The sequence below is a fragment of the Salinisphaera sp. T5B8 genome, from assembly GCF_040361255.1.
In the GTDB taxonomy this organism is placed as follows: domain Bacteria; phylum Pseudomonadota; class Gammaproteobacteria; order Nevskiales; family Salinisphaeraceae; genus Salinisphaera.
The window spans coordinates 1-23,969 of record NZ_APNG01000010.1 but is presented as its reverse complement, the minus strand read 5'-3'; the positions used below and the strand labels follow the sequence as shown (position 1 = coordinate 23,969).

The 23,969-nt window shown below is 61.7% G+C and carries 18 protein-coding genes; 9 read left to right on the top strand and 9 right to left on the bottom strand.

Features of this window, described 5'->3' with window-relative positions:
* Positions 1–310 precede the first annotated feature (310 nt).
* Positions 311–1,711 (bottom strand): siroheme synthase CysG, encoded by a 1,401-nt coding sequence (gene cysG, locus T5B8_RS10300; protein WP_353178483.1) that lies wholly within the window; start codon positions 1,709–1,711, stop codon positions 311–313.
* 22 nt (positions 1,712–1,733) lie between these two features.
* Entirely contained in the window at positions 1,734–2,546 is an 813-nt protein-coding gene (locus tag T5B8_RS10295; protein ID WP_353178482.1) for a sulfite exporter TauE/SafE family protein, read from the bottom strand.
* Positions 2,547–2,668: 122 nt separating this feature from the next.
* Here T5B8_RS10295 and cysB point away from each other — a divergent pair, with 122 nt between their 5' ends.
* Complete coding sequence (gene cysB / locus T5B8_RS10290) at positions 2,669–3,649, top strand: HTH-type transcriptional regulator CysB (protein ID WP_353178480.1); 981 nt, start codon at positions 2,669–2,671, stop codon at positions 3,647–3,649.
* Between the two features lie 772 nt (positions 3,650–4,421).
* On the opposite strand, the gene serS is transcribed toward cysB, so the two are convergent.
* The gene (serS, locus tag T5B8_RS10285) at positions 4,422–5,696 is read right to left on the bottom strand and encodes a serine--tRNA ligase (protein ID WP_353178478.1); all 1,275 of its coding nucleotides are present in this window, start codon (positions 5,694–5,696) and stop codon (positions 4,422–4,424) included.
* A gap of 19 nt (positions 5,697–5,715) precedes the next feature.
* Between serS and T5B8_RS10280 the strand changes: the two genes are divergently transcribed.
* The gene (locus T5B8_RS10280; protein WP_353178476.1) at positions 5,716–9,375 is read left to right on the top strand and encodes a hybrid sensor histidine kinase/response regulator; all 3,660 of its coding nucleotides are present in this window, start codon (positions 5,716–5,718) and stop codon (positions 9,373–9,375) included.
* 345 nt (positions 9,376–9,720) lie between these two features.
* Here T5B8_RS10280 and T5B8_RS10275 read toward each other — a convergent pair whose 3' ends face one another.
* A complete protein-coding gene (locus tag T5B8_RS10275; RefSeq protein ID WP_353178474.1) occupies positions 9,721–10,392 on the bottom strand; it encodes a response regulator in 672 nt (223 codons plus the stop codon).
* Positions 10,393–10,814: 422 nt separating this feature from the next.
* On the opposite strand from T5B8_RS10275, the gene T5B8_RS10270 reads away from it, so the two are divergent.
* On the top strand, positions 10,815–11,483 hold the full coding sequence (locus tag T5B8_RS10270; protein WP_353178472.1) for a haloacid dehalogenase type II: 669 nt from the start codon (positions 10,815–10,817) through the stop codon (positions 11,481–11,483).
* A 52-nt stretch (positions 11,484–11,535) separates the two neighbouring features.
* Here T5B8_RS10270 and T5B8_RS10265 read toward each other — a convergent pair whose 3' ends face one another.
* The 5 genes from T5B8_RS10265 to T5B8_RS10245 all read right to left on the bottom strand — a co-directional run bounded on the left by T5B8_RS10265 (position 11,536) and on the right by T5B8_RS10245 (position 18,037).
* Positions 11,536–12,765 (bottom strand): EAL and HDOD domain-containing protein, encoded by a 1,230-nt coding sequence (locus T5B8_RS10265; RefSeq protein ID WP_353178471.1) that lies wholly within the window; start codon positions 12,763–12,765, stop codon positions 11,536–11,538.
* A 306-nt stretch (positions 12,766–13,071) separates the two neighbouring features.
* The gene (locus tag T5B8_RS10260) at positions 13,072–14,451 is read right to left on the bottom strand and encodes a replication-associated recombination protein A (protein WP_353178469.1); all 1,380 of its coding nucleotides are present in this window, start codon (positions 14,449–14,451) and stop codon (positions 13,072–13,074) included.
* A complete protein-coding gene (locus tag T5B8_RS10255) occupies positions 14,420–14,824 on the bottom strand; it encodes a VanZ family protein (protein ID WP_353178467.1) in 405 nt (134 codons plus the stop codon). The genes T5B8_RS10260 and T5B8_RS10255 overlap by 32 nt, the downstream gene beginning before the upstream one ends.
* The gene (gene lolA / locus T5B8_RS10250; RefSeq protein ID WP_353178465.1) at positions 14,824–15,465 is read right to left on the bottom strand and encodes an outer membrane lipoprotein periplasmic chaperone LolA; all 642 of its coding nucleotides are present in this window, start codon (positions 15,463–15,465) and stop codon (positions 14,824–14,826) included. Before lolA ends, T5B8_RS10255 begins: the two co-directional genes overlap by 1 nt.
* Positions 15,466–15,595: 130 nt before the next feature.
* On the bottom strand, positions 15,596–18,037 hold the full coding sequence (locus T5B8_RS10245; RefSeq protein ID WP_353178464.1) for a DNA translocase FtsK: 2,442 nt from the start codon (positions 18,035–18,037) through the stop codon (positions 15,596–15,598).
* Positions 18,038–18,316: 279 nt separating this feature from the next.
* On the opposite strand from T5B8_RS10245, the gene T5B8_RS10240 reads away from it, so the two are divergent.
* From T5B8_RS10240 to T5B8_RS10215, 6 genes are all read left to right on the top strand, one after another.
* A complete protein-coding gene (locus tag T5B8_RS10240; protein ID WP_353178461.1) occupies positions 18,317–18,652 on the top strand; it encodes a hypothetical protein in 336 nt (111 codons plus the stop codon).
* A 276-nt stretch (positions 18,653–18,928) separates the two neighbouring features.
* Positions 18,929–20,071: a GNAT family N-acetyltransferase gene (locus T5B8_RS10235; protein WP_353178459.1), complete on the top strand. Its 1,143-nt coding sequence runs from the start codon at positions 18,929–18,931 to the stop codon at positions 20,069–20,071.
* Positions 20,068–20,808, top strand: coding sequence for a leucyl/phenylalanyl-tRNA--protein transferase (aat, locus tag T5B8_RS10230; protein ID WP_353178457.1), 741 nt, complete (start codon positions 20,068–20,070; stop codon positions 20,806–20,808). Before T5B8_RS10235 ends, aat begins: the two co-directional genes overlap by 4 nt.
* A gap of 87 nt (positions 20,809–20,895) precedes the next feature.
* Positions 20,896–21,114 (top strand): translation initiation factor IF-1, encoded by a 219-nt coding sequence (infA, locus tag T5B8_RS10225; RefSeq protein WP_006912554.1) that lies wholly within the window; start codon positions 20,896–20,898, stop codon positions 21,112–21,114.
* A 163-nt stretch (positions 21,115–21,277) separates the two neighbouring features.
* Positions 21,278–21,730, top strand: coding sequence for a pilin (locus T5B8_RS10220; protein WP_353178455.1), 453 nt, complete (start codon positions 21,278–21,280; stop codon positions 21,728–21,730).
* Between the two features lie 73 nt (positions 21,731–21,803).
* Positions 21,804–23,804 carry a sulfatase-like hydrolase/transferase gene (locus T5B8_RS10215; RefSeq protein WP_353178454.1) on the top strand — a complete coding sequence of 667 codons (2,001 nt, stop codon included), beginning with the start codon at positions 21,804–21,806 and terminating at the stop codon, positions 23,802–23,804.
* The last annotated feature ends 165 nt before the right edge of the window (positions 23,805–23,969 follow it).

The window sequence follows — 23,969 nt, the reverse complement described above, 5'->3', positions numbered from 1 at the left end:
AAAGCCCGGAGCGTGTTACGCGCTCCGGGCTTTTTTATTACGTTAACCCAACCCAATCGACTCGGCTTCGTTTGGGCCGCGCGGCACGTTCTTTCTCATCCGCAAATTTACGCAAATACGCGCAAATGGCACGGCGCGGGCGTCGCTGCCAATTCCAGGCGGGCGAGCTGAAACGACCTGCCGAGCTTCTGTCCTTGTTGGGTTACGCTTGGGTTACGCTGCGCGAATCAAACCGACACAAGGGAACGGCTCGCCGGTCATGCGCGTGAATTCGCGACATTTGCCGACGCGCAACGCTCGGCCTGGCTGCTCAAGGATCGGGCCGGAACCAGCCGAGTGTTTCGTTCAGGCGTACCACCGCACCCACGATCAATAATGCCGGACCTTCGATGGTCTGCTCGGCCACCCGTGCTGGGAGGTCGGCGAGCGTACCCACGACCAGCCGCTGGCGTACGGTCGTGCCTTCGATGATCAGCGCGGCCGGCCAATCAGGCGCCAGGCCATGCGCCTGTAACGCATCACAAATAACCGGCAAGCTTTTGACCGCCATGAAAAAAACCACGGTCTGCCCCGGCTGTGCCAACTGCGACCACGGCAAATCCAGTTCGCCCTGTTTGAGATGCCCCGTCACGAAAGTGACCGACTGGGCATGATCGCGGTGGGTGAGCGGAATACCGGCATAGGCGGCACAGCCACTGGCTGCGGTGATACCGGGCACGACCTGAAAATCGATCCCCGCATCTGCAAGCTGGGCGATCTCCTCGCCGCCGCGACCGAACACGAACGGGTCTCCGCCTTTCAAGCGCAGTACCCGTTTGCCCTGTCCGGCCAGGCGCACCATTAGTGCGTTGATATCCTCCTGCGGCAGGGTGTGCCGGGCCGCGCGCTTGCCTACATGAATACGCTCGGCCTCGGGGTTGGCCAGTTCGACGATCGCGCTCGGAATGAGACTGTCGTAGAGCACCACGTCCGCCCGTTGCATCAGCCGCAGTGCTCGTGACGTCAACAGATCCGGATCGCCCGGCCCGGCGCCGACGAGATAGACCTCGCCACGCGCCGGCGCGCCCGGCCGATCGGCGTCCAGGGCCTGTTCCAGCGCGTGGCGCGCCTCGGTCATCCGACCGGTGAAGACTTTTTCGGCGATGGGGCCATCGAGCACACGCAACCAGAAGCGCGCCCGCTGACCACGCGGCAACCGTTGCTTGACGCGGTCGCGAAAATCGCCGGCCAGACGGACGAGATCGCCGTACGCCCGCGGCAACCAGGCATCGAGGCGGCTACGCAGGATGCGCGTGAGCGTGGGCGCCTGGCCGTCGCTGGAAATCGCGATCTGTAGCGCATCGCGGCGTACCACGGCCGGCACCAGAAAATCCGAAGTGCTCGCATCGTCGGCCCGCTGAACGAGCACACCGCGGGCCCGGCCGTGCTCGGCCACACATGTATTCACGCTCGTGTCATCGGCACAGGCGAACACCAGCGACTGACCGGCGAGATCGCTTGCCTCGAAACCACGCTCGATGAGATCGAGCCGCCCGGCGTCGGCCCAGGCCCGCACAGCATCGCTGACACGCGGCGCTACCACCCGTACCCGTGCACCACTGTCGAGCAGGCGCTCGATACGACGCGTACCGATACGCCCGGCGCCGACCACCAGCACTGGGCGCTCGGCAACACGGACGAAGATCGGCAGCGTAGAGACGTGTTCGGACAAGACAGCAGTCGGCGCGTAGCCTTCAACCGAGGGATACGAGCGACGTGACGCTATCGAAGAGCATCCCGGCGCCGATCACCAGCAACAGAACCGATATGATCGGCCGCAACAGCCCGTCGGGCAAGCGCGAACCCAGGCGCGTACCCAGATAAATGCCCGGCAACGAGCCCAGCAGCAGAAAACCCAGCACCGGCAAATCGGTGGTGCCCAGGCTCAGATGACCGATGCCGGCCACCAGCGTCAGCGGCACGGCATGGGCGATATCCGTGCCCACGATCCGAATCGCCGCACGGCGCGGGTACAGCAATAACAGCAACGTGGTGCCCAATACGCCCGCGCCCACGGACGACAGCGTCACCAGTACACCCAACACCACGCCGCCGATGACAGTGATCGACGGGCGCAGCGCCAGCAGGCGCGGCGGCAGGCCGGATTCGCTACCCTCGTCGTCGCCGATATGCGCCATGATGCGCTTGCGCACCAGTGTAAGAACGGCAGTCGCAATAATGGCCACGCACAGGGTGATGGTCATCAGATGCTCCACCCAGGGCGCAAGCCCCACATGGTGCAGCCAGGCGATGGTCAGCAGCGCGGCGGGCAGGCTGCCGCTGGCCATGAGTCCGACCACAGACCAGTCGACGGTCTGCTGACGGCCGTGCAACCAGGTGCCGAAACCCTTGGTGCCAGCGGCATACAAAAGATCGGTACCCACCGCGGCAGACGGCGCGAAACCGAAGATAAGAATCAGCAGCGGCGTCATCAACGAGCCGCCACCTACGCCGGTTATGCCGACCGCCATGCCGACAATCAACCCGGCTACGCTGAACGCAATCATTGGCTGCGCTACTCTCGGACCATGCAAGAAAGCGCGCAGGCTAGCAGTTGGTCGTCAAATCCGATAGAACTATCTAATCATGGTTTAATAAGATATCGGCATAACGCGATCGACCTTTGCCTATGAAACTGCGCCAACTCGTCTATATCAATGAAGTCGCCAAACGACGGCTGAATATCACCGCCGCCGCCGAGGCGCTACATACCTCGCAGCCGGGCGTGAGCAAGCAGATTCGCCTGCTCGAAGAAGAACTCGGCGTGCTCGTGTTCGAGCGCAACGGCAAGCATCTGGACCGTATCACCCCGGCCGGGGCACGCATCCTGGAAACCACGCGGCGAATTCTGTCCGAGGTCGAAAACATCACCCGCACCGCCAGCGAATTCGCCGATGCCGATCGCGGTTCGCTATGCGTGGCCACGACCCATACCCAGGCGCGCTACGCCCTGCCGCCGGTGGTCGATACCTTCCGCCACGAATACCCGCAGGTATCGCTGCATCTCAACCAGGGCGCGCCGCCACAGATCGCCGGCTGGGCCGCCGCGGGCGATGCCGACTTCGCCATCGCCACCGAAGCACTCGAACACTACGACGAACTGGTGATGCTGCCCTGCTATCACTGGAATCGGTGTGTGCTCGTGCCCCGCGACCATCCACTGGCCGATACGCCCCGCCTGGAGCTGGCGCGTCTGGCCGAGCAACCGATCGTGACCTATACCTTCGGCTTTACCGGGCGCTCCCATCTGGATGCCGCCTTCGAAGCCGAAGGACGTACGCCCAACGTGGTACTCACCGCGGTGGATGCCGACGTCATCAAGACCTATGTACGCCTGGGCCTGGGTGTGGGCGTAATCGCGAACATGGCCTACGACCCGGTAGCCGATGCCGATCTCGTGCGCCTGGACGCCAGCCACCTGTTCGCCTCGAGCACCACCCATATCGGCTTTCGGCACAATCTGTTTCTACGTGGCTATATGCGCCGCTTCATCGAAATCTTCGCCCCGCATCTGACCAGCGCGGTTATCGACGAGGCGCTCGAACACTATCCGGGCACGCGCTACGACGCGCTCATCGAACGGCTCTGGGCGGAATTGCCCGAGCTGTAGTCTTGTCTTCGCGTTCATGTGCGGACAAGCTGCTTGTTTGAGCATAGCGAACCGAGTTTCATAAATGCTCAAGAAAAACGCGTCATTCCGGCTGCTTCGTTTCGGCGGACATGGTTTCCCGCGACCGGCTGCGTTTTTCGAAAACCGTCCGCAGATCGACGCAGATTCACGCCGATAAAACGCGGCGCAGTCGACGCTCGTCTATGACACGGACAAAGAACAAAACCGGCGCCGCCAAGTCGCTCGTCTCGATCTGCGCTGATCTGTGTCGATCTGCGGACAATCGCCTTATGGCCGTGTCTTCGCGTTCACGCGCGGACAACCTGCCTGCTTGAACAAAGAAGTAACCGTTTATCCGCCGATTACGCCGATTGATTATTTGGCCAGAATGTGCGATCGGGCTGTATTGATGCCTCGGCTTTGTTGGCAGCAGCCAAATGCAACAGTCCGCAGATCACGCAGATCAAAGACAAGAAACCGCAGTTGCGTGGTGCGCTTGCTCATTTGTGTAATCTGAGAAATCTGCGGTTACGCTTGAAGAACGAAGCCATCGCACGGTCGATTTCCGATACCCGTATACATCCGTCTGCGGAGTGCCCTTCGCATGCGACGTGACCCGCAGACTGTTCGACCTTCGAGCGCTTTGTCTTATTCGCGTGTCTTCGCGTTCATTTGCGGACAACCTGCCTGAGCACAGCCAACTGAGTTGCAAGCACAGTAAAGAAAGAATCTGCCTCGCTGCGAGACACAAACGACGCCTGGGTCTCGCGGGCTACGCCTCGATACGTTCGACCCCGCCCATGAACGGCTGCAATGCGCGCGGAATATCCACACCGCCGTCCGCGTTCTGGTAGTTCTCCAGCACGGCCACGAGCGTACGCCCGATAGCCAGACCGGAGCCGTTGAGCGTATGCACGAGCACCGGCTTGCCGGTGTCGGGATCACGATAACGCGCGCTCATGCGCCGGGCCTGGAAATCGGTGCAGTTGCTGCAGGAGGAAATCTCGCGATAGGTGTTCTGGCTCGGCAGCCAGACTTCCAGATCGTAGGTCTTGGCCGCGGCAAAGCCGATATCGCCGGTACACAGCGTGACCACGCGATACGGCAGTTCCAGCCCCTGGAGAATGGATTCGGCACTGGCGGTCAGCGCTTCCAGCGCGGCATCGGATTCGTCCGGGGCGACGATATTGACCATCTCCACCTTTTCGAACTGATGCTGGCGGATCATGCCGCGTACGTCGCGCCCGGCCGCCCCGGCTTCGGCACGAAAACACGGCGAATGGGTGACGAATTTCAGCGGCAGCTTTTCGTGTTCGACGATCTCGCCGGCCACGATATTGGTCATCGGCACTTCCGCGGTCGGAATCAGGTAATAATCCTCGGGCTCGGCTAGGCGGAACAGATCCTCGCCGAATTTGGGCAACTGGCCCGTGCCGTAGAGCGATTTCGAGTTGACGATATAGGGCACGTTCAACTCGGTATAGCCGTTGGCGGTATGGGTGGCGAGCATGTAGGCGATCAACGCCCGGTGCAGTCGGGCCACGCCGCCCTGCAGCACGGTAAAGCGCGCGCCCGTGAGCTTGGCGGCGGTGGCCGCATCCAGGCCGTCGAGTATTTCGCCGATCTCGACATGATCGCGCACCGCGAAATCGAAGGCGCGCGGCTCGCCCCAGCGCCGCGTTTCGACGTTATCGTCCTCGCTTTCGCCCACCGGTACGTCGTCGGCGACCAGATTGGGCAAACCGGCGCGAATAGCGTCCTGTTCGGCCTGGATCGTGTCGAGTTCCGCCTTGGCGGCATCGAGCTGGTCGCCCAGATCGCCGACCTCGGCCTTGAGCGGTTCGATATCCTCGCCGGCGGCCTTGGCCTTGCCAATCGCCTTGGATCGCCGGTTACGCTCGCCCTGGAGTTCCTCGGTGCGCGTTTGCAGCGTCTTGCGGCGCGCATCGAGATCGGCATATGCCGCGGCATCGAAATCGAAACCGCGCTTTTTCAGCGCCGCGGCAACAGCCTCGGGATCGTTACGAAGCAGGCGGGGATCGAGCATAACGTCGTCGTCAGTGGATTTGCGCGGCATTATATGGGCCACAGCCGCGGGCTGCAGCCTGCGTTCGACGAAGATCAAAGGCGGCCACGAATGGCCGCGGGGGAAGTCCGCCATCATCAGCGCCTGGATACTGGTCGTCAGTTCGATCGTCTATATCGGCATCCTGTTCGCGATTGCCCATTTCGGCGACCGGCGCGGGCGTGCGCACAAGCGCCCCGGCCCGCGCCCCGTGGTTTATGCGCTATCGCTGGCGGTCTACTGCACGTCCTGGACGTTTTTCGGCAACGTCGGTAGCGCCGCCACGCACGGCTGGCCCTATCTGCCGATCTATGTCGGGCCCATGTTCGCGCTGCTCGTGCTGTCGCCGATCCTGCGCAAGATGCTGTTGATCGCCAAGCAACAGAACACCACGTCCATCGCCGACTTCATCGCCGCGCGCTACGGCAAGTCGCAGGGCCTGGCAGCGCTTGTCTCCGCTATCGCGCTGTTCGTGGTGCTGCCCTATATCGCGTTGCAGCTCAAAGCGCTGACCATGTCGTTCTATACCCTGTCGCAGGGTCCGCATATCGCCAACGCCGATACCAAGCCGCACGTGCCGTGGGTTGATACCGGTCTCTATGTGGCGGTGTTGATGGCAGTGTTCACCATCTTCTTTGGCACCCGCCATGTGAACCCGCGCGAATCGCACCAGGGCCTGATCCTGGCGATTGCCTTCGAATCGGTGGTCAAACTCGCGGCGTTTTTGTTCGTGGGGCTGTTTGTGGTCTACGGCATGTTCAACGGTCTTGACGATCTGTTCACCCAGGCTGGGCAAATCGACAAGTTCAACCGGCTGTTCGACGCGCCGCTGCTGGATGCCCGCTTCGTAACCACCTGCATTCTGGCCGTGGGCGCCACGCTGTGTCTGCCGCGCCAGTTTCATGTCGGCGTGGTGGAGAACACCGACACCCGCGATCTGAATACCGCGCGCTGGCTGTTCCCGCTGTATCTGCTGCTGATGTCGCTGTTCGTGATTCCGCTGGCCGCGGCCGGCCTCGTGCTGTTCGAACCCGGCACGATCAATCCCGATCGCTTCGTGCTCGCCCTGCCGCTGGCCGCAGACGCGCCGGGCGTGGCCCTGGCGGCCTATATCGGCGGCGTATCCGCGGGCACCAGCATGGTGATCATGGCCACGGTCACCCTGGCCACCATGCTGTGTAACGAGGTGGTCGTGCCGCTGATCCTGCGGATTCCGCGGCTGGGCTTCATCGGCCGGCGCGATATCGGCGATGCCCTGTTGCATATCCGCCGTGTCCTGATCGTTCTCATTCTCGCGTTGGCCTGGTGCTGTTATCGCCTGTTCGGCAATTCGGAAGCGCTGGCCTCGATCGGGCTGCTGTCGTTTGCCGGCGTCGCCCTGTTTCTGCCGCCGCTGATCGGCGGGCTCTATATTCGTGCCATCGGCCGCCGCGGCGTGGTCGCCGGCCTGGCCGCAGGGCTGGTCGTTTGGGGTTATACGCTGGTCGTGCCCAATCTCGCCGCGATCGGCTGGTTCAATGCTGACTGGGTGGCGACGGGCCCGTTTCATATCAGCTGGCTCGCGCCGCACGCGCTGTTCGGCTACGACTTCGGCGATCCCCTCACCCACGGCGTGTTCTGGATCCTGTTGGTGGATATCGTCGTGATGACCGCCGTGTCGCTGAACAGTTCGACCAGCCTGATCGAACGCGCCCAGGCGATCGCTTTCGTCGATCTGGGTCTGCAGCGGGGTCAGCGTCGGCGCGTGGAAACCCGCCAGCCGGCGATTCGCGTCGGCGAACTGGAAGTGCTGCTCCAGCGTTTCCTCGGCGTTCAGGCCGCCCATGCCGCGCTCAACGAATATGCCGGCAATCACGATCGCGAGATTCTCTCGAACCAGCTCGTGGACGCGCATATGCTGCAATTCGCCGAGCGCCGGCTGGCCGGCGTGGTCGGCAGTGCCTCGGCGCGGCTGATGCTCGCCTCCGGGCTGCGCCAGCGCGATCTGGCCATCGAAGACATGGTGCGCCTGATCGATCGCACCGCCGATGCCGTGCAGTTCAATCGCAGCGTGCTACAGGCCGCGCTCGAGAATATCGACCAGGGCATTTCCGTAATCGATCAGGATCTGCGCCTGGTCGCCTGGAATACCCGGTATCTGGAGCTGTTCGAATACCCGCCCGGGCTGGTGCGCACCGGGCGCCCGGTGGCCGATCTGATTCGCTTTAATGCGATGCGCGGCGAATGCGGGCCGGGCCCGGTAGAAGAACACGTGCGCAAACGTCTGGCGCATATGCGCGAAGGGCGTGCCCACCGTTTCGAGCGCCACCGGCACAACAACACCGTGTTGCAGATGACCGGCAGCCCCATGCCGGGCGGCGGTTTCGTGACCACCTTCAACGACATCACCGCCTTCAAGCGCACCGAAGCCGCGTTGACCCGTGCCAACGAACAGCTCGAAGCCCGAGTCGCCGAGCGTACCGCCGCGCTCAGTCGTGCCAACGAAGGCCTGCGCCGCGAAAACGACCAACGCGCCGCGGCCCAGCAGGCCGCCCAGCAGGCCCGGCGCGAAGCCGAGCGGGCCAATCTGAGCAAGACCCGCTTCCTGGCCGCAGCCAGCCACGATCTGTTGCAGCCGCTCAATGCGGCCCGGCTTTTCGCGGCGACGGCACGCGAACGCGGCCAGGCGGACCAGCGCGAGGCCTTGACCCATATTCAGACGTCGCTGGAAGCCGCCCAGTCCCTGCTCGAGCCGCTGCTGGATATCTCCAAGATCGACGCCGGCGCCTGGGACGTCAGCCCGGTCGCGTTTCCACTCGCCCGGGTCATCGAACCATTGACCGCCGAGTTTTCCGTTCTGGCCGAGGAAGCCGGGCTGTCGCTGCACAGCGTATCCTCCCGCTGCTGGGTGAAATCCGACCCGGCGCTACTGCGCCGAATCCTGCAGAATTTCCTGTCCAATGCCGTGCGCTACACCCCCAGCGGCCGCGTGTTGCTGGGCGTGCGCCGTAGCCAGGATCGCGTGCGTATTCAGGTCTGGGACACCGGCCCCGGCATTGCCAACGAACAGCTTGGCTCGATCTTCGATGAATTCTCGCGTGGCGCGTCAGCCAGCGTGTCCGGCGATCGTGGCCTGGGGCTGGGGCTGTCGCTGGCCGATCGCATGGCGCGCCTGCTCGGCCACCGTATCGAAGTGCGCTCGCAGCTCGGGCGCGGCACGCTGTTCTGCCTGGAAGTCGAGCGCGTCGCGGCCGGTCGCGACAGCGGCGACGCTACCCCGGCGCTACGGCCCGCGGATGAGGCCCAGGCACTGACCGGCTGTCAGATACTGTGCGTGGACGACGACGATGCCTCGCTGGACGCGCTCACCGGTCTACTCGAACGCTGGCAGGCCGAATGTATCACCGCCCCGGCTGCAGACGCCGAAGCAATCGTGGCCGATCTGGAGATCGAGATCGCCGTGCTGGATTTCGATCTCGGCGCCGGCATGCCGGATGGCCTGGCAATCGCCGAAAAACTCACGCGGGTGCGTGATCTGCGCTGTCTGCTGATTACCGCCAACCGGGAAAAGGCAATCGTCGATCGGGCCCGCGAAATGGGCGTTAGCGTGCTCTACAAACCGCTCGAACCCGCGAAGCTACGGGCAACCCTCGCCACCCTCGCGCGCCGCGAGGATTCTTGACCCGGCCACACACTGACTCGAATCGCGCGCCGAATCGGCGCACGTTTCCGGGGCGCAGCCGGGCGCGGCTTCGCCTGACACACAGGCGGCGACATCTGCGCAATCAAGGATTTCTGTCTTCAAACAGCAAAGACGGTCCGCGAATGCATGCCAATACACATGCATGAAAGACGGTTTGCGGATCGGTCGCGCTTCGCGCCAGTCGATTGCATAGTATTGATAATGCGCTAACTTGAGCGGCGCGCTTGAAGTGCTGGTAGCGCGCCCGGCACGAATCGGCCTTCGGTCTTAATGGCGTTTCTTCGTGTTCGTTTGCGAACAAGATGCGGGCTCAAGCACAGCCGATCAGCTGTCGCTATTGCTCGGCGCGCCCGGCGCGCTACGGCCATAGCTGGCCCAGTCGATGTCCAGACTGCGCGCGGCAATCACTGCCTGGGTGCGCGTATGCACACCGAGTTTGCGCAGGATGGCGGTGATATGCGCCTTGACCGTGGCCTCGGAAATATCCAGATCGATGGCGATCTGCTTGTTGAGCAGGCCATCGGTGAGCATGACCAGCACCCGCTGCTGCTGGGGGGTGAGCAGGGCCAGCTTGTCGGTGAATTCGTTATCGCTATTGGGCACTTCGTCGACCGTTTCCGGCGCCCAGCGATCGCCGGCGAGCACTGTCTCGATTGCGTGCGCCATCATCTCGGGCGACGCCGATTTGGGAATGAAGCCAGCCGCGCCGTGGTCGAGCGCGGCACGCGCCACGCCGGCATCCTCGTAGGCCGAGACCACGATCACCGGTAGCGCCGGGGCCACACTGCGTGCATGCACCAGCGCGGAATAGCCGCGCGCGCCCGGCATGTTCAGATCCAGCAACAGCAGATCCAGATCGCCACCGCGCTTGAGCGTATCGCTGAGTTCGTCGAACGAGCCGACCGTCTCCAGCACCGGCGTATCCAGGCATTGCTTGACCGCCTGGCTGAGCGCGGAACGAAACAAGGGATGGTCATCTGCAATTAGGACTTTCATCGCGCCTCTAGAAGGTTGGCCGCCGTAGCCAGCACAACGGCGACGTTCAATGCCGTGATCATAAACGACCTGCCGGACTCATACCTACGATCGTCCGTCGGTTCTGCCCTGAAACCGCTCGATTTTATCGACTTATCAAGCCCGCATGAAAATACCTTCCAAGCGATGTTGCCGCAGACAGACACCCGCGACTGCGCCGCACCCCGCGCTCGGTCCATACGCAACGGTCGCTCGTAATGCCGGTTATCCATCGAGACATGGAATCACTGCCGGTTTTATCCGCGCGTCGGGCGCAAACCGGCGCTGCAAACCATGACCCCTGATTGACCCTGAATGGCCTGATGTTCGCCGCACGCGATATCGCAATCGGCCGGCTGCGTCCGTAACATCCGAGTAACATGCATTTTCCCGCCCCGAGCGTCATGCCCCATCGCCATCTCGTTTTCGATGTCAACGAAACGCTGCTCGATCTCGCGCCGCTGGATTCGGTGTTCGAAAGCCTGTTCGGCAGCGCCGCTGTGCGCCAGCAATGGTTCGAGAACCTGTTGCACTGGTCGACGATCACCACACTGACCGGCGAGTTCCGCGACTTTACCCAGCTCGCCGATGCCTGTCTCGAAGCGCTCGCGGGCGACAAGCCGCTCGCGCGCAGCGACAAGGATCGTGTCTTCGACGCCATCGCCACCCTCGCACCGCACCCCGAGGTCAGCGACGCGCTCACCCTGTTGCGCGAGCACGGCTTCAAGCTGGTCGCGCTGACCAACTCCGCGCAAAAGACCGTCGACCAGCAGTTCGCCCATGCCGGGCTGACGCCCCTGTTCGATCATGTGCTGTCAGTGGATCATGCGCGCAAGTACAAACCGCACCCGGCAGCCTATGCCGTAGCGGCCAACGCACTCGACTGCGACCTGTTCGCGCTGCGGCTGATCGCCGCGCACGACTGGGACGTCACCGGCGCTATTCGGGCCGGCTGTGCCGGCGCATTCGTTGCGCGCGACGGCGCGGTCATGAACCCCGTCGGCGAAGTCCCCGATATCGTCGGCACGGATCTGGCTGACGTCGCACAACGCATCATCGAACACGACGGCTAGGCGGGGCACAAATATTCACCGGCGGGCGCCGAGCCCACGCCGCGGCGTTCGACTAGGCGAGCAACTCGCCCTGCCTGCCCGCGATACCGACGGCATCACGAAACGCTTCCATAAAGGCGTTCGTATCGATACCGATTGCACGTAATACGGTCCACGGTGTGGCTTCGAGATCGCCGCGCTCGTGGCGTAAGGTCGCCTCCAGAATCGCGCCAAGCGGGCCTTTGCGTTCTACGACCGCGTCGATAATGATGGGATCGAACGGTGCCTGCTTGAGTATCTCCGGCAACGGGCGGTCCATGAACGCATCCAGGCACGACAACAGGCCGATCATGAACCCCATCGGCCCCTCCCCTGCCGCGCGCTTTTCGCAAAGATGCTGACACATCAGACTGCGGCTGATCGCAATGTACTGCAGCGCCCGCGGTTTGCGCTCGAGCCGCGACAACACCAGCAGGCTGGCAAACGCGCGTACGCGGTTTAATCCCAAAGCCAGAATGGCACGGCTGAGCGACGTGATTTTACGCGCGACACCGAATGTCGATGAATTGACGAGCTTGAGCAAGCGCAGACTCAGATAGGGATCGGCGCTGACCAGCCTGCTGACCTGCTCGACGTCGGCCTTCGGGTCGTTCAGGCGGGCCAGCAATTCGATGACGCGCACGTGGGCCGCCGGTAACAGCTGGCCATGAACCGGTTCCGGGCGGGCCAGAAAATAGCCCTGAAAAAGATCGCAACCAAGCGAGCGACACCGTTCGAAGTCTTCCCGGGTTTCGATTTTTTCCGCCAGAATCCGAATAGCCGGGTAGCGCGCGCGCAACGCCTTGATCGCGCGCGCCAGCGATGTCGGCGAAAACGCCGGGTACTCAAGCTTGACGATCTGCGCGTACGACAGGAGTGGATGCTCGGCGTGGGCGTGCGCGTAGTCATCCAACGCGATCCGGTAACCCGCCGAATTCAAGCCCATGAGCGCTGCATGTACGTCAGGCGTGGCTTCGACACTTTCCAGCACCTCGATAACCAGCCGTTCGGGCTCGAACGGTAGCGCGTGCGTAATGGTCTTGGCGGTGAAATTCACGAACGCGGGCCGGCCCTCGCAGACCAGATCGATATCCGCATTCGAAAACGCATTGACCAGAACCCGGCCCGTCGCCGCCTCGCCATCGAACATGGCGGGCGCACTGGCCGCATCGCCACTATCTCGAAACAATAATTCGAACCCATGACGTTGCGTATGGGCGTCGTAAATGGGCTGACGAGCAAACAGAATATCGGTGGCGACCATGGCAACGACCAACCATAAATAAGCGTAACGGACCGCACCTCGCGTCAGAAACGGCCGTTTGACAGGCAAACAAACGTGCCAGCCTGTAAGAGGACGGCCACGTTTTTTCGACGACTGAGTATTTTTGACATCGAAGCAGACAGGGGGCCTCGATACGACCGAACTATCGGCAAATAAGGAATTTCCTTAATTCGATCGGACCGTTTGATATAGGCCGTGCCGATGTGCGCCGCCGTAGGCGGCTGGGTTGCGTGTTGGATTACGCTGCGCGAATCCCCTACGGCCCCCGGGCGGGTGCGGTGACGACTATTCGTCGCCTGGGTGGCTGCGGGTCACGCGCTGATCGCGGGCCTTGGCATCCTGCGCGCGCAGTCGTGCCAGCTTTTCGCCGATCTTGATTTCGAGGCCACGTGCGACCGGTTCGTAGTAGCGGGTGCCGGCCAGTTCCTCCGGCAGATAGCTATCGCCAGCCGCATAGCCTTCGGCCTCGTGATGCGCATAGCGATAGCCCTCGGCATACCCGAGGTCCTTCATCAGCTTGGTCGGCGCATTGCGGATATGCATGGGCACTTCCAGCGTGCCGTGCTCGCGGGCGTCGCGCCAGGCGGCGTTGAACGCCATGTACACCGCGTTCGACTTGGGCGCACAGGCCAGATAAACGGCCGCCTGGGCGATGGCCAGCTCGCCTTCGGGCGAGCCCAGACGTTCGTAGGTATCCCAGGCATCGAGCGTGAGCCGCAGCGCGCGCGGATCGGCATTGCCGATATCCTCGCTGGCCATGCGCGTGACACGGCGGGCGACATAGCGCGGGTCGCAACCGGCTTCGAGCATACGCGACAGCCAGTAGAGCGTGGCGTCCGGGTCGCTGCCGCGCACGCTTTTATGCAAGGCCGACACCTGGTCGTAGAAATAGTCGCCGCCCTTGTCGAAGCGCCGTAGCCCCTCGCGCAGTACTTCGTCGAGATCGGCCTGGGTGATTTCGCCGGTGCCGTCATCGCGCCCGGCCGCGATATCCGCCGCCAGTTCGAGCAGATTGAGCGCGCGCCGCGCATCGCCATCGGCACGCGCAGCCAGCTGGTCGCGCAGCGCGTCGGACATATCCAGATCGCGCGCGCCCAGGCCATGCTCGACGTCAGCCAACGCACGGTCGATGAGTTCACGGACGACGCCGGGATCGAGCGCGCGCAAGACATAGGTTCGCGTACGCGAAAGCAACGCGTTGTTGACCTCGAACGACGGATTTTCCGTGGTCGCGCCCACGAGCACGACCGTGCCATCCTCGACGTAGGGCAGCAGCCCGTCCTGCTGGGCCTTGTTGAAGCGATGCACCTCGTCGACGAACAACAGCGTGCCGCGGCCTTCGGCCTCACGCGCCTGGCGGGCCTCGGCGACGGCGGCACGAATATCCTTCACGCCGGCCATCACGGCCGAGATTTGCACGAAGCGGATATCGACTTCGGCGGCCAGCAGCCGCGCGAGCGTGGTCTTGCCGGTACCCGGCGGGCCCCACAGGATCATGGAATGAATACGCCCGGCTGCCAGCGCACGCGCCAGGGGTTTATCCGGCCCCAGAATATGCGTCTGGCCGACATAATCGGCCAGGCGCGCCGGGCGCATGCGGTCGGCCAGCGGCCGACCGGCGCTGGCTACGGGGCTATCGAGGTTGATCTGCTTTTGTCGCGACACGCGCGTCAAGATACCCCAGCCAGCGCATGGCGCCAAAGCGGGCCAGCGTCACGCCCGCCAGCACACCGAAGGAATCGGCCATCAGATCGTGCATGTCGGCGCTGCGATAGGGCGTGAACGACTGCGCAATCTCGATGAATGCACCGAACAGAATCATCAGTATGATCACGCGCCCATAGCGCGGCGCCAACAGATTCCCGAACCAGCCCGAGAGCAACGCGAACGCGGCGAAGTGCTCGAACTTGTCGAAGTTCGCGACCTGTGGCTGCGGTGGATGCGGCATGAGACAGGCGTAGGTCAGAACGCCGCAGCCCAGCAGCCCGAGCGCGAGCCAGAACCGGCCGAGCGAGTAATCCTGACGTACGAGAGTCATTAGCGTGCCTGTGTATTCATTCCGCGGCCGTCCACCACTTCCACGTCGTCGGGAATATCCAGCGTGAAGCGCGAGTCCGCGAGTTTCGGGTTGAGTTCGATATCGGAAAAACGGATATGCGTGGTCTGGCCGAGATTGTCGTCCAGCTCCATGACGCTGGGTACCTGATCTTTCAGGCCGAGGCGTACTTCCTGGAAGTCGGTGTCATCGGCGCGCGGCGTCAAACGCACCCAGCTCATGCCATCGCGCGTACCGGCCGACACGATATCGAAGGCATCTTCGAGCGCGGCGCCGCCGGTGAGCAATAGCGCAGGCGTGGCCTGGAGCGTGGCATCGATACTGCGAATGGTGACCTGGGCCAGATCGACATCGTAAAAACGAAAGGTCTCACCGTCGCTGACGATCACCTGCTTATAGGGCGCGGTATATTCCCAGCGGAACCGGTCCGGGCGCGACAACAAAAATGTGCCGCTGGCCTGTTGCAGGGTCTGGCCGTTGTCGTCCTTTTGCTCTTGCTCGAAATGAGCCGACAGGCTGTCGACATTGTTGTAGAAGGCTTCGAGATCGCCCACGCCGTCGGCCTGCGCGGTGAGCGCGGCGCACAACAGAACGAGGGCTACGAGAATTCGACGCAGAGGCATTACAGCGCTCCTTGGTAGAGAAAACGGGCGGGCATGACCAACCGATGCTAAGTGCCGGCTATGAATCACGCCTGAACTGATCGTCCATCACGCCCGTTTGAGAACTTAACGGCCGCAGCCGGAGAAAAACTCAGTCCTCAGGCGGCGGCGGTGCGAGCACCTCGCGTCCGCCGCTGCCTTCGGCGGCACTCACGATACCGGCATTCTCCATTTGCTCGATCAAACGCGCCGAGCGGTTGTAGCCAACCCGCAGGCGCCGTTGTACGTAGGAAATGGAGGCCTTGCGGGTCTTGGTGACAATCGCCACCGCCTGGTCGTAGAGCGGATCGGCCTCGGCGTCTTCCTCGTCGTCTACACCACCCTCGCCGTCGGCACCGCCGCCGTCGAGGATTTCGTCGATATAGTCGGGCGCGCCGACCTGCTTGAGATATTCCACCACCTTGTGCACTTCATGGTCGTCCACGAACGCGCCATGCACACGGGTGGAAAAGCCCGTGCCCGGCGGTAGATAAAGCATATCGCCGTGACCGAGCAGACTTTCCGCGCCCTGCTGATCGAGAATCGTGCGCGAGTCGATCTTCGAGGCGACCTGGAAACCGATACGCGTGGGAATATTGGCCTTGATCAGGCCGGTGATCACGTCCACCGAGGGCCGCTGGGTGGCCAGAATCATGTGCAACCCGGCTGCGCGTGCCTTCTGGGCAATACGCGCGATGAGTTCTTCGACCTTCTTGCCGACCACCATCATCATGTCGGCCAGTTCATCGACGATGATCACGATCGCCGGCATCGGCTCGAGCGTGGGCACTTCTTCGCCGGCCTCGGCCTGATCGTTGGATTGCGCATTCTTGAGCAGCGGATCCTCGATCGGCGTACCGGCTTCGATGGCCTTGCGCACCTTGGTGTTGTAGCCGGCCACGTTACGCACGCCGAGCGCAGCCATGAGTTTGTAGCGCCGCTCCATTTCGCCCACGCACCAGCGCAGCGCATTGGCGGCATCCTTCATGTCGGTCACCACGGGCGCCAGCAAATGCGGAATGCCCTCGTAGACCGACAGTTCCAGCATCTTCGGGTCGATCATGATCAGGCGCACCTGTTCGGCGGTCGCCTTGTGCAGAATCGACAGAATCATGGCGTTCACCGCCACCGATTTACCCGAGCCGGTCGTACCCGCCACCAGCAGATGCGGCATCTTGCCCAGATCGGCCGTGACCGGATTGCCGCCGATATCCTTGCCCAGCGCCATGGTCAGCGGCGACTTGTTGCCGGAGTACAGCGGCGATTCGAGAATTTCGCGCAGCGCGACGATTTCGCGATCGGCATTCGGGATTTCGAGGCCGACCACCGATTTGCCGGGAATGACCTCGACCACGCGTACGCTGGTGGTCGACATCGCACGCGCCAGATCCTTGGCCAGATTGGAAATCTGGCTGACCTTCACACCGGGCGCCGGGTCCAGCTCGAAACGGGTGATCACCGGCCCCGGCTCGACCGCCACCACCTTGCCCTGGACATTGAAATCCGCCAGATGCTGTTCCAGCTGCTCGGACATGCGCTGCAGCACGGCCTCGTCCTGATCGTGCTTGGACTCGCGCGCCGGATCGAGCAACGCGGTGGGCGGGATCGGGCTATCGCGTTCCGGATCGTAGGTGGGCACATCGACATGGGCTTCGATGGGCAGATCCAGCTGGCTGGCCTTGACCGATTTCTTGGGCTTTTTGACCTTCACGCCGCCGCTGGACACAACCGGTGTCGCAGCCTCTGCCTCTTTCGAGGCGCCATTGTCGAATTTAGGCTCGATCCGCGACTTCTTCTTCGGCGCCGGTTTCGTCGGGGCTGCGGCTTTACGCTCCGCCCGGTTGGCCTGCCAGGCACGGAATCGATCGAGCGTTTCGGTAAAGCCGCCGTGCAACAGGCTCAGCACGAAATGACCGGTGCGCTCGGTGACCACCAGCCAGGAAAAGCCCAGCCCGACGGAGAGCGTGATCACGAACACCGTAATCAACAGCCACGCCGCGCCCAACGTATTGATCACGCTGGCAATCGCGCCCGCGCTGGCTGCCCCCAGAATACCGCCACTGCCCTGCGGCATGACCTGGGTCTGATCGCCCAGGGCAAGCCACGCCAGGCCACAGCCGGACACCAGCCACAGCAATAGCGCGCTGGCGCGGATACTGCGCGAGAACACATCGCTGCGTTCACGCTCGCTGTTGGCGAATACCAACCAGCCCCCGTAAAGCACCAGCCAGGGAAAGATGAAGCCCAGATAGCCGAACAGGCTCAGCAGCACATCGGCAAACCAGGCGCCCGGCGCACCAAACAGATTGCGGATCGCCGTACCGTCGCCCAGGCCCGACCAGCCCGGGTCACGCGGGCTGTACGACACCAGTGCGGCCAGCAGGAATAAAGTAATCGCCGCGGCCGCGAACAGCACGGCCTCACGCATCAGCCGCCCCAGGCGCTGCCGATAGCGGCTCGGCGGCGCACTGGGCGTGTCTTTCTCACGCGCCTTGGCGCTGGGCTTGGGCCCTGCTTTACTGGCTTTGGTTTGCTTGGCGGCTGCCTTTGCCATCAATCGCCCTTCACGGCCGTGGATCGAACACGGCGTTGCCAATCCAACAATTCACTTGTCATCGCGCGAATTGTACCCGACACCACCCACCGCAGCGCAGCCAGACCTCGAACACCTGAGCGCAGCACCTTGAATCGGCGCGATTTGTGCACCATTTACTGGTGTACGATCAAACCAGAGATCGCAGCCGAATATCAGCACGCGCGGCGGTCGCTGGCCGGATCGAAAACACGGCCAAGCGCCGACGGTTTTGTGGCCCAACCCATAGCGGAGTACGTCATGTCCGTACATCATTTCCTGCTCACCCAGGACGGGGCGATCGAAGAATTCAGCGAAGACGAAGCCGCCGCGGTGGCCGAGGGTAAACGCGAGCTGCCCCAGTTCGCCGACAAACGCCTGCGCTATGTCCAGGTCGCCTACGAGGATCAGGCCAACGAAAACGGCGAGATCCACGTCAAGACCATGGGCGCGATCGTGAGTTTCGACGATGCCGGGCGGCTGCGCGAGGCCGGCAGTGCCGACAACGAACAGGACAAACTCGACGCCTTCGAGCACGATGCCTGCGTACAGTATGCGCTACGCGATACGCTGGGTCAGCGGTACGCGCTCAACTAGATACGATCTAGTGACGCTGTCTTTATGCGTCAGCCGCGTTGCCCTGTGCGTATACGGTGGCTGTCCGTCTATGTTCTTATTCACATGCGACCGGCATACCGACACGGGCGTTAAACGGCTGATACCCAGTTAATGTCAACGCGTGCGACAACGCGCGCAGCGCACGACATGCATAAGCTCGCGCGGCCGTGACCCGTTCGCTCTACCGCATCGCCTTGAATTCAACGTGAACCACTCACCAACTCGCTGCCCCGATTAGCAAGATGTGATGCCGTCATGGCGCAACTCGTCCAGCTCGATTCCATTCTCGACATCCCTGCCGACCGCTGGGATGCGCTGTGCAGCGACGGCCAGCCGTTCGTGCGCCACGGCTTTCTGGCCGCGCTGGAAGCCAGCGAGAGCGTAAGCGCGGCCAGCGGCTGGGTGCCTGCCCACGGTATCCTCAAGAACGATACCGGCGAGATCATCGCCGCCGCACCGCTCTACGAAAAACATCACTCCTACGGCGAATTCGTGTTCGACTTCGCCTGGGCCAACGCCTATGCGCAGGTCGGTCTCGACTATTATCCCAAGCTGCTGAACGCCGTGCCCTTTACGCCGGTCTGTGGGCCACGTGTACTCGCGGTGGATCACAACGCACGGCGCGAACTCGCCCAGGCGCTGGCTGAACTACCGGGCAGCCAGAACGCATCTTCGCTGCATAGCCTGTTCGTCGATGACGACAGCGCCGTGGCCTTGCGCGAAAGCGGGGCAATCGCCCGAAGGGGCTGTCAATATCGCTGGTACAACCGCGGCTATGACGATTTCGACGCATTTCTCGCCCAGTTATCGTCGAAGCGCCGCAAGGAAATCCGGCGCGAACGAAAGCGCATGCACGATGCCGGGGTCGAAGTTCGCGTATTACGACCCCAGGATATCGACGCCGAGCTTTGGCAAACGCTATATGCGTTCTACGGGCGCACTTACGCCATTCGCGGTCAGGCGCCCTACCTCACGCCGGCGTTTTTCAACGAGCTATGCCAGCGCATGGCCGAGCGCGTGCGTTTTTTCGTGGCCTATCACCGCGAACGTCCCGTGGGCATGGCCTTCATGATGCTCGGCGACGATACGCTTTACGGTCGCCATTGGGGTTGCGAAACTGATTACCATAGCCTGCACTTCGAAACCTGTTACTACGCCGGTATCGACTACTGTATCGAACACGGCTTGGCCTGTTTCGACGCGGGCGCCCAGGGCGAGCACAAGATCCGGCGCGGCTTCGAACCGGTGGCCACTTGGTCGTATCATGTGATTTCGCATCCGCGGCTCGCGGCGGCCATCGATGACTTCTGTGTACGGGAAGCGGACATGATGGAATCCTTCCAGCGCGAGCAACGCGAGCGCAGCAACTTCGCCGCCCATCCCGCGCACGGCACGTGAGCCGGTTACGCGTGTACTGGCTGGATCCGAATACGCCCGACGGCGCGTTCCCCGATCCGGAGCTCGCGCTGGACGAGCCCAACGGCCTGCTGGCCATGGGCGGCGATCTGTCGCCGCAGCGCCTGCGCCGCGCCTATGCCCAGGGTATTTTCCCCTGGTACAACCCCGACGAATCGATTCTGTGGTGGTGTCCTAATCCGCGCACCGTATTCGAAACCGACGCGGTTCACGTCTCCCGCCGGCTCAAGCGTACGCTCGCCAAGGCCGACTACGCGGTCACCCTCGACGAGGACTTCAACAGCGTCATCAGCAGCTGTGCCGGCCTGCGCGCCGGCAACCCAGGCACCTGGCTCGGCCCGGAAATGCGCGCGGCATACGCCAAGCTCCACGCGCTGGGTAATGCCCATTCCGTCGAGGTGTGGCGCGAAGGCGCGCTCATCGGCGGCCTCTACGGCGTAGCCCTGGGGCGCATGTTCTTCGGCGAATCCATGTTCTCGCGCGAAAGCGACGCCAGCAAGATCGCCCTGGTCTGGCTTGCCCGCCAGCTGCACGCCTGGGGCTTCCCCCTACTCGACGGCCAGGTCGGCTCCGAACACCTCTATCGCATGGGTGCAATTGACCTGCCCCGCAGCAAGTTTCTCAAGCGCGTTCGCCAGGCCATCGACAAACCCGGACCCAGCGGCCCTTGGCAATTCGATATCGAAGTCCCCGCGGCGCCCCACCACCTCGGTCGCTAAGTCCGCGAACAAGCGCAGCGATTGAACCACTAACGCAAATCACCGATAATCCACCGGTTAAACCGTCAGAATCGAGATCAGGAGTCAATGGCCAAAGAAGACCACATCGAGATGGAAGGCACCGTCGTCGAGACGCTGCCCAACACCACCTTCCGCGTCAAGCTGGAGAACGGACACATCGTCACCGCCCATATTTCCGGCAAGATGCGCAAGCACTATATCCGTATCCTGCGCGGCGATACCGTCACGGTACAGATCACGCCCTACGACCTGAGCAAGGGCCGGATCACCTACCGCGGCCGCTAGTGACCAAACGCGTCACCTTGTGACGTCCGAAGAATGACGAGCCACGTCACCACTGCCGCAGGCTATTGATAATAAAGGCCTAAAAAACTGGCATATGCCATGCAGGGATAGCAGCACGTCATCACAGACGCCGCTCTTCTTTCACGCCAAACGGGGAACCCAAATGCAAAAGCAGCAAGGCTTTACACTTATCGAACTGATGATCGTGGTCGCGATCATCGGCATTCTGGCGGCCATCGCCATTCCGCAGTATCAGAACTACACCACCCGCGCCAAGGCCTCTGAAGGTCTGACTCTTGCCAGTAGCGCCAAGACGGCAGTGGCCGAAACCTACCAGACGGATGGTGCCTATCCCACCAGCAATGCCGAGGCGGGACTGCCTGGTACGATTTCGGGCGAATACGTCAGCAGCGTAGTAGTCGGAAATGGCGGCGTTATCACGGTGACGTTTAACAGCACCGATAGCGCGCTGAACGGTAAAACTCTCACGTTGACGCCAAGCACGACGACCGGCTCGGGTTCGGCAGCTACTGCTACCGGCTCTATCAGCTGGGTCTGCGACGGTACCTTGGACAACCAGTATAAGCCTGCCAACTGCCGCAGCTCGGCTACTTAAAACAGGGAAAGAAAATTATTCCAGCGACGCTGGTCTAACGATCTCAGAAGGCTGGATTCGTCCAGCCTTTTTTATGCTAAGAAAAACAGTTCTTTTTACCTTTTTAGGCGCCTTGTGCTTCATTGCGCAAGTTATAGGCTCCGCGGCATCGTCTGGAAGCATTAGCCTTGGCAGCGCTCTGCCCATTGAACTGCGACATCAGCTGGTGCAAGCGCTATCGAGTTCCAATGTGCTTGGATTCGTGTTTCTTTATGTCGTCGTCGGTATAAGTATTCACGCGCTAATTCTAGGCGTCAGTGCACGAATCTTTAGCGACATCAGCCGCGCCTGCCGGAAGGAAGGAAAGGCGGCCACGGGATGGACCATAGCCGGCGTTATGCTGACGTGCGGCTATCTGGTGTTACTTAACGAAGAGCTGTTCCCCAAGTCATCGGCTATGCCGTTTCTGGTACGGCCCAGCGAACCAAATCTAACGTATGGGTTGGGGTTGTTATTGACGGTGTTAGGCGCCTACTGGTTTATTCGGTTAGCAAACCTTCGCGCCCGTGTTTCGTGCTTAGTGCTCGTGGGTTTGCTGTTTTTACCAGCCGCCATTCCGGGCCAGCCGCCGACGGACTCTTCCGATCGTACTAACGTCATATTGGTAGGACTGGACTCGTTCCGTCTCGATCATTTGAAGAATGACGAACTTGCCATTCGAATAGTCCCGAGAGTCCACAGATGGCTATCGAGCGCAGTGCTCTTCGACGATGTGACCACACCGCTTGCGCGTACTTTCCCCGCACTTACGAGCATACTGACCGGCCTATATCCGATCCATAGCGGCATACGCTCCAACCTGGCGGAGAAGAGCGATCTCGAAGGCCTCTGGACTTTGCCTAAATACCTTTCGTCAAACGGCTACGCCACCGTTTTTTCGATGGACGAGGTACGGTTCGCGGATTTCTCCGAAGGCTTCGGCTTTGGGACAATCGTCACCCCGCCGGTGGGATTGACGGACTTTTTGCTCGGCGACGCCGTAGATACTGTAGGAACGAATCTACTTACGCTCATGCCAATTGGGGCCTGGCTGACACCGATACATTTCGCGAACAGAGGCGTGAGCTCACTATACAAGCCAAGTCGATATACCGCGCGATTAAAGCGAATGGTTACAGACTTACCCGATCGGTCCGTAATGCTTATGGTTCACCTGACCGCAGCCCACTGGCCCTATGCGTATGAGACACCATTCGATAACCAATCATTCGATCAGGCAGCCAGGCAATTCAAGACTTTCGCCCCTTACCTGCGTGCGCTCACGCATGTCGATGGGCAATTCGATGGTCTAATGACCCAATTGAAAAGAAGGGGCTTATTAGAAGACGCTATAGTAGTAGTCTATGCCGACCATGGGGAGGAACTCCCGACCGATCGTGACCGTGACTTCGCCAACAAGGCCGGATTCAGTCCCGCCCCATTTGGACACGGCACCTCAGTTTTTTCCCCTGCTCAGAACAAGGTATTCATCGGAATTCAGCGGTACGTGAAAGGTCATGCGACGCTCCAACCTGGGCCCGCCAAAGCGACCCCGGCCACGCTTTTCGACATCGCACCTACGATTCTCGGAATGCTGAAGGTACCTGCGCCACCCGCTAACGCGCTAGATGGGGTCGATCTTCTATCCCCACCAAACGACGTCGCAAGTAGAAAAAGATATATTGAAAGCGCTTACCTTGCGCCAGCGATAGATGGCACTACGGCCGATCAAAATACCTTGGTTCGGAATTTCGGCCGATTCTACCGTATAGATAAAGAAGGCAAACTAATATTCAGAAAAGCCCTCGTTGGGCCAAGCATGAAACAGTACGCCGTGGTACATCAAGGCGAGCTCGCCGGATTGAAACGAACCGCGGCGACTCACTGCCGTCACGGCGCAGAGGTGGGGAGTTTATTCCTAACTGTTGGTTGGAATAGAGCATCCGCGCGCGACCCCTCTATCAGGTTGTCCGACATGACCGAGCTTCTAGATTTCTTCAGCCTCACGAATACGCCCAAAAGAAATATACTAGCCTCATGCAACGATCCTGAATAGAGCAGCTACGAACCTGAATCCCCTGCGGAAGGATATAATAGTAAATAATGCTGTCCACTTTAATTTACCGCCAGGGCGTAGGTTGGTTTAGCGAAGCGTAATCCAACAAAAAACAACTTGATTAGCCCCGAAACTCAGCAGCGCGCAGTCGCGATTCGGGCCAAC

Coding starts and splice junctions, on each gene's coding strand:
- T5B8_RS10295 (WP_353178482.1), bottom strand. CDS start 2,546: ATGATTGCGTTCAGCGTAGCCGGGTTGATTGTCGGCATGGCGGTCGGC.
- cysB (WP_353178480.1), top strand. CDS start 2,669: ATGAAACTGCGCCAACTCGTCTATATCAATGAAGTCGCCAAACGACGG.
- serS (WP_353178478.1), bottom strand. CDS start 5,696: ATGCTCGATCCCCGCCTGCTTCGTAACGATCCCGAGGCTGTTGCCGCG.
- T5B8_RS10275 (WP_353178474.1), bottom strand. CDS start 10,392: ATGAAAGTCCTAATTGCAGATGACCATCCCTTGTTTCGTTCCGCGCTC.
- T5B8_RS10270 (WP_353178472.1), top strand. CDS start 10,815: ATGCCCCATCGCCATCTCGTTTTCGATGTCAACGAAACGCTGCTCGAT.
- T5B8_RS10265 (WP_353178471.1), bottom strand. CDS start 12,765: ATGGTCGCCACCGATATTCTGTTTGCTCGTCAGCCCATTTACGACGCC.
- T5B8_RS10255 (WP_353178467.1), bottom strand. CDS start 14,824: ATGACTCTCGTACGTCAGGATTACTCGCTCGGCCGGTTCTGGCTCGCG.
- lolA (WP_353178465.1), bottom strand. CDS start 15,465: ATGCCTCTGCGTCGAATTCTCGTAGCCCTCGTTCTGTTGTGCGCCGCG.
- T5B8_RS10245 (WP_353178464.1), bottom strand. CDS start 18,037: ATGGCAAAGGCAGCCGCCAAGCAAACCAAAGCCAGTAAAGCAGGGCCC.
- T5B8_RS10240 (WP_353178461.1), top strand. CDS start 18,317: ATGTCCGTACATCATTTCCTGCTCACCCAGGACGGGGCGATCGAAGAA.
- T5B8_RS10235 (WP_353178459.1), top strand. CDS start 18,929: ATGGCGCAACTCGTCCAGCTCGATTCCATTCTCGACATCCCTGCCGAC.
- infA (WP_006912554.1), top strand. CDS start 20,896: ATGGCCAAAGAAGACCACATCGAGATGGAAGGCACCGTCGTCGAGACG.
- T5B8_RS10220 (WP_353178455.1), top strand. CDS start 21,278: ATGCAAAAGCAGCAAGGCTTTACACTTATCGAACTGATGATCGTGGTC.
- T5B8_RS10215 (WP_353178454.1), top strand. CDS start 21,804: ATGCTAAGAAAAACAGTTCTTTTTACCTTTTTAGGCGCCTTGTGCTTC.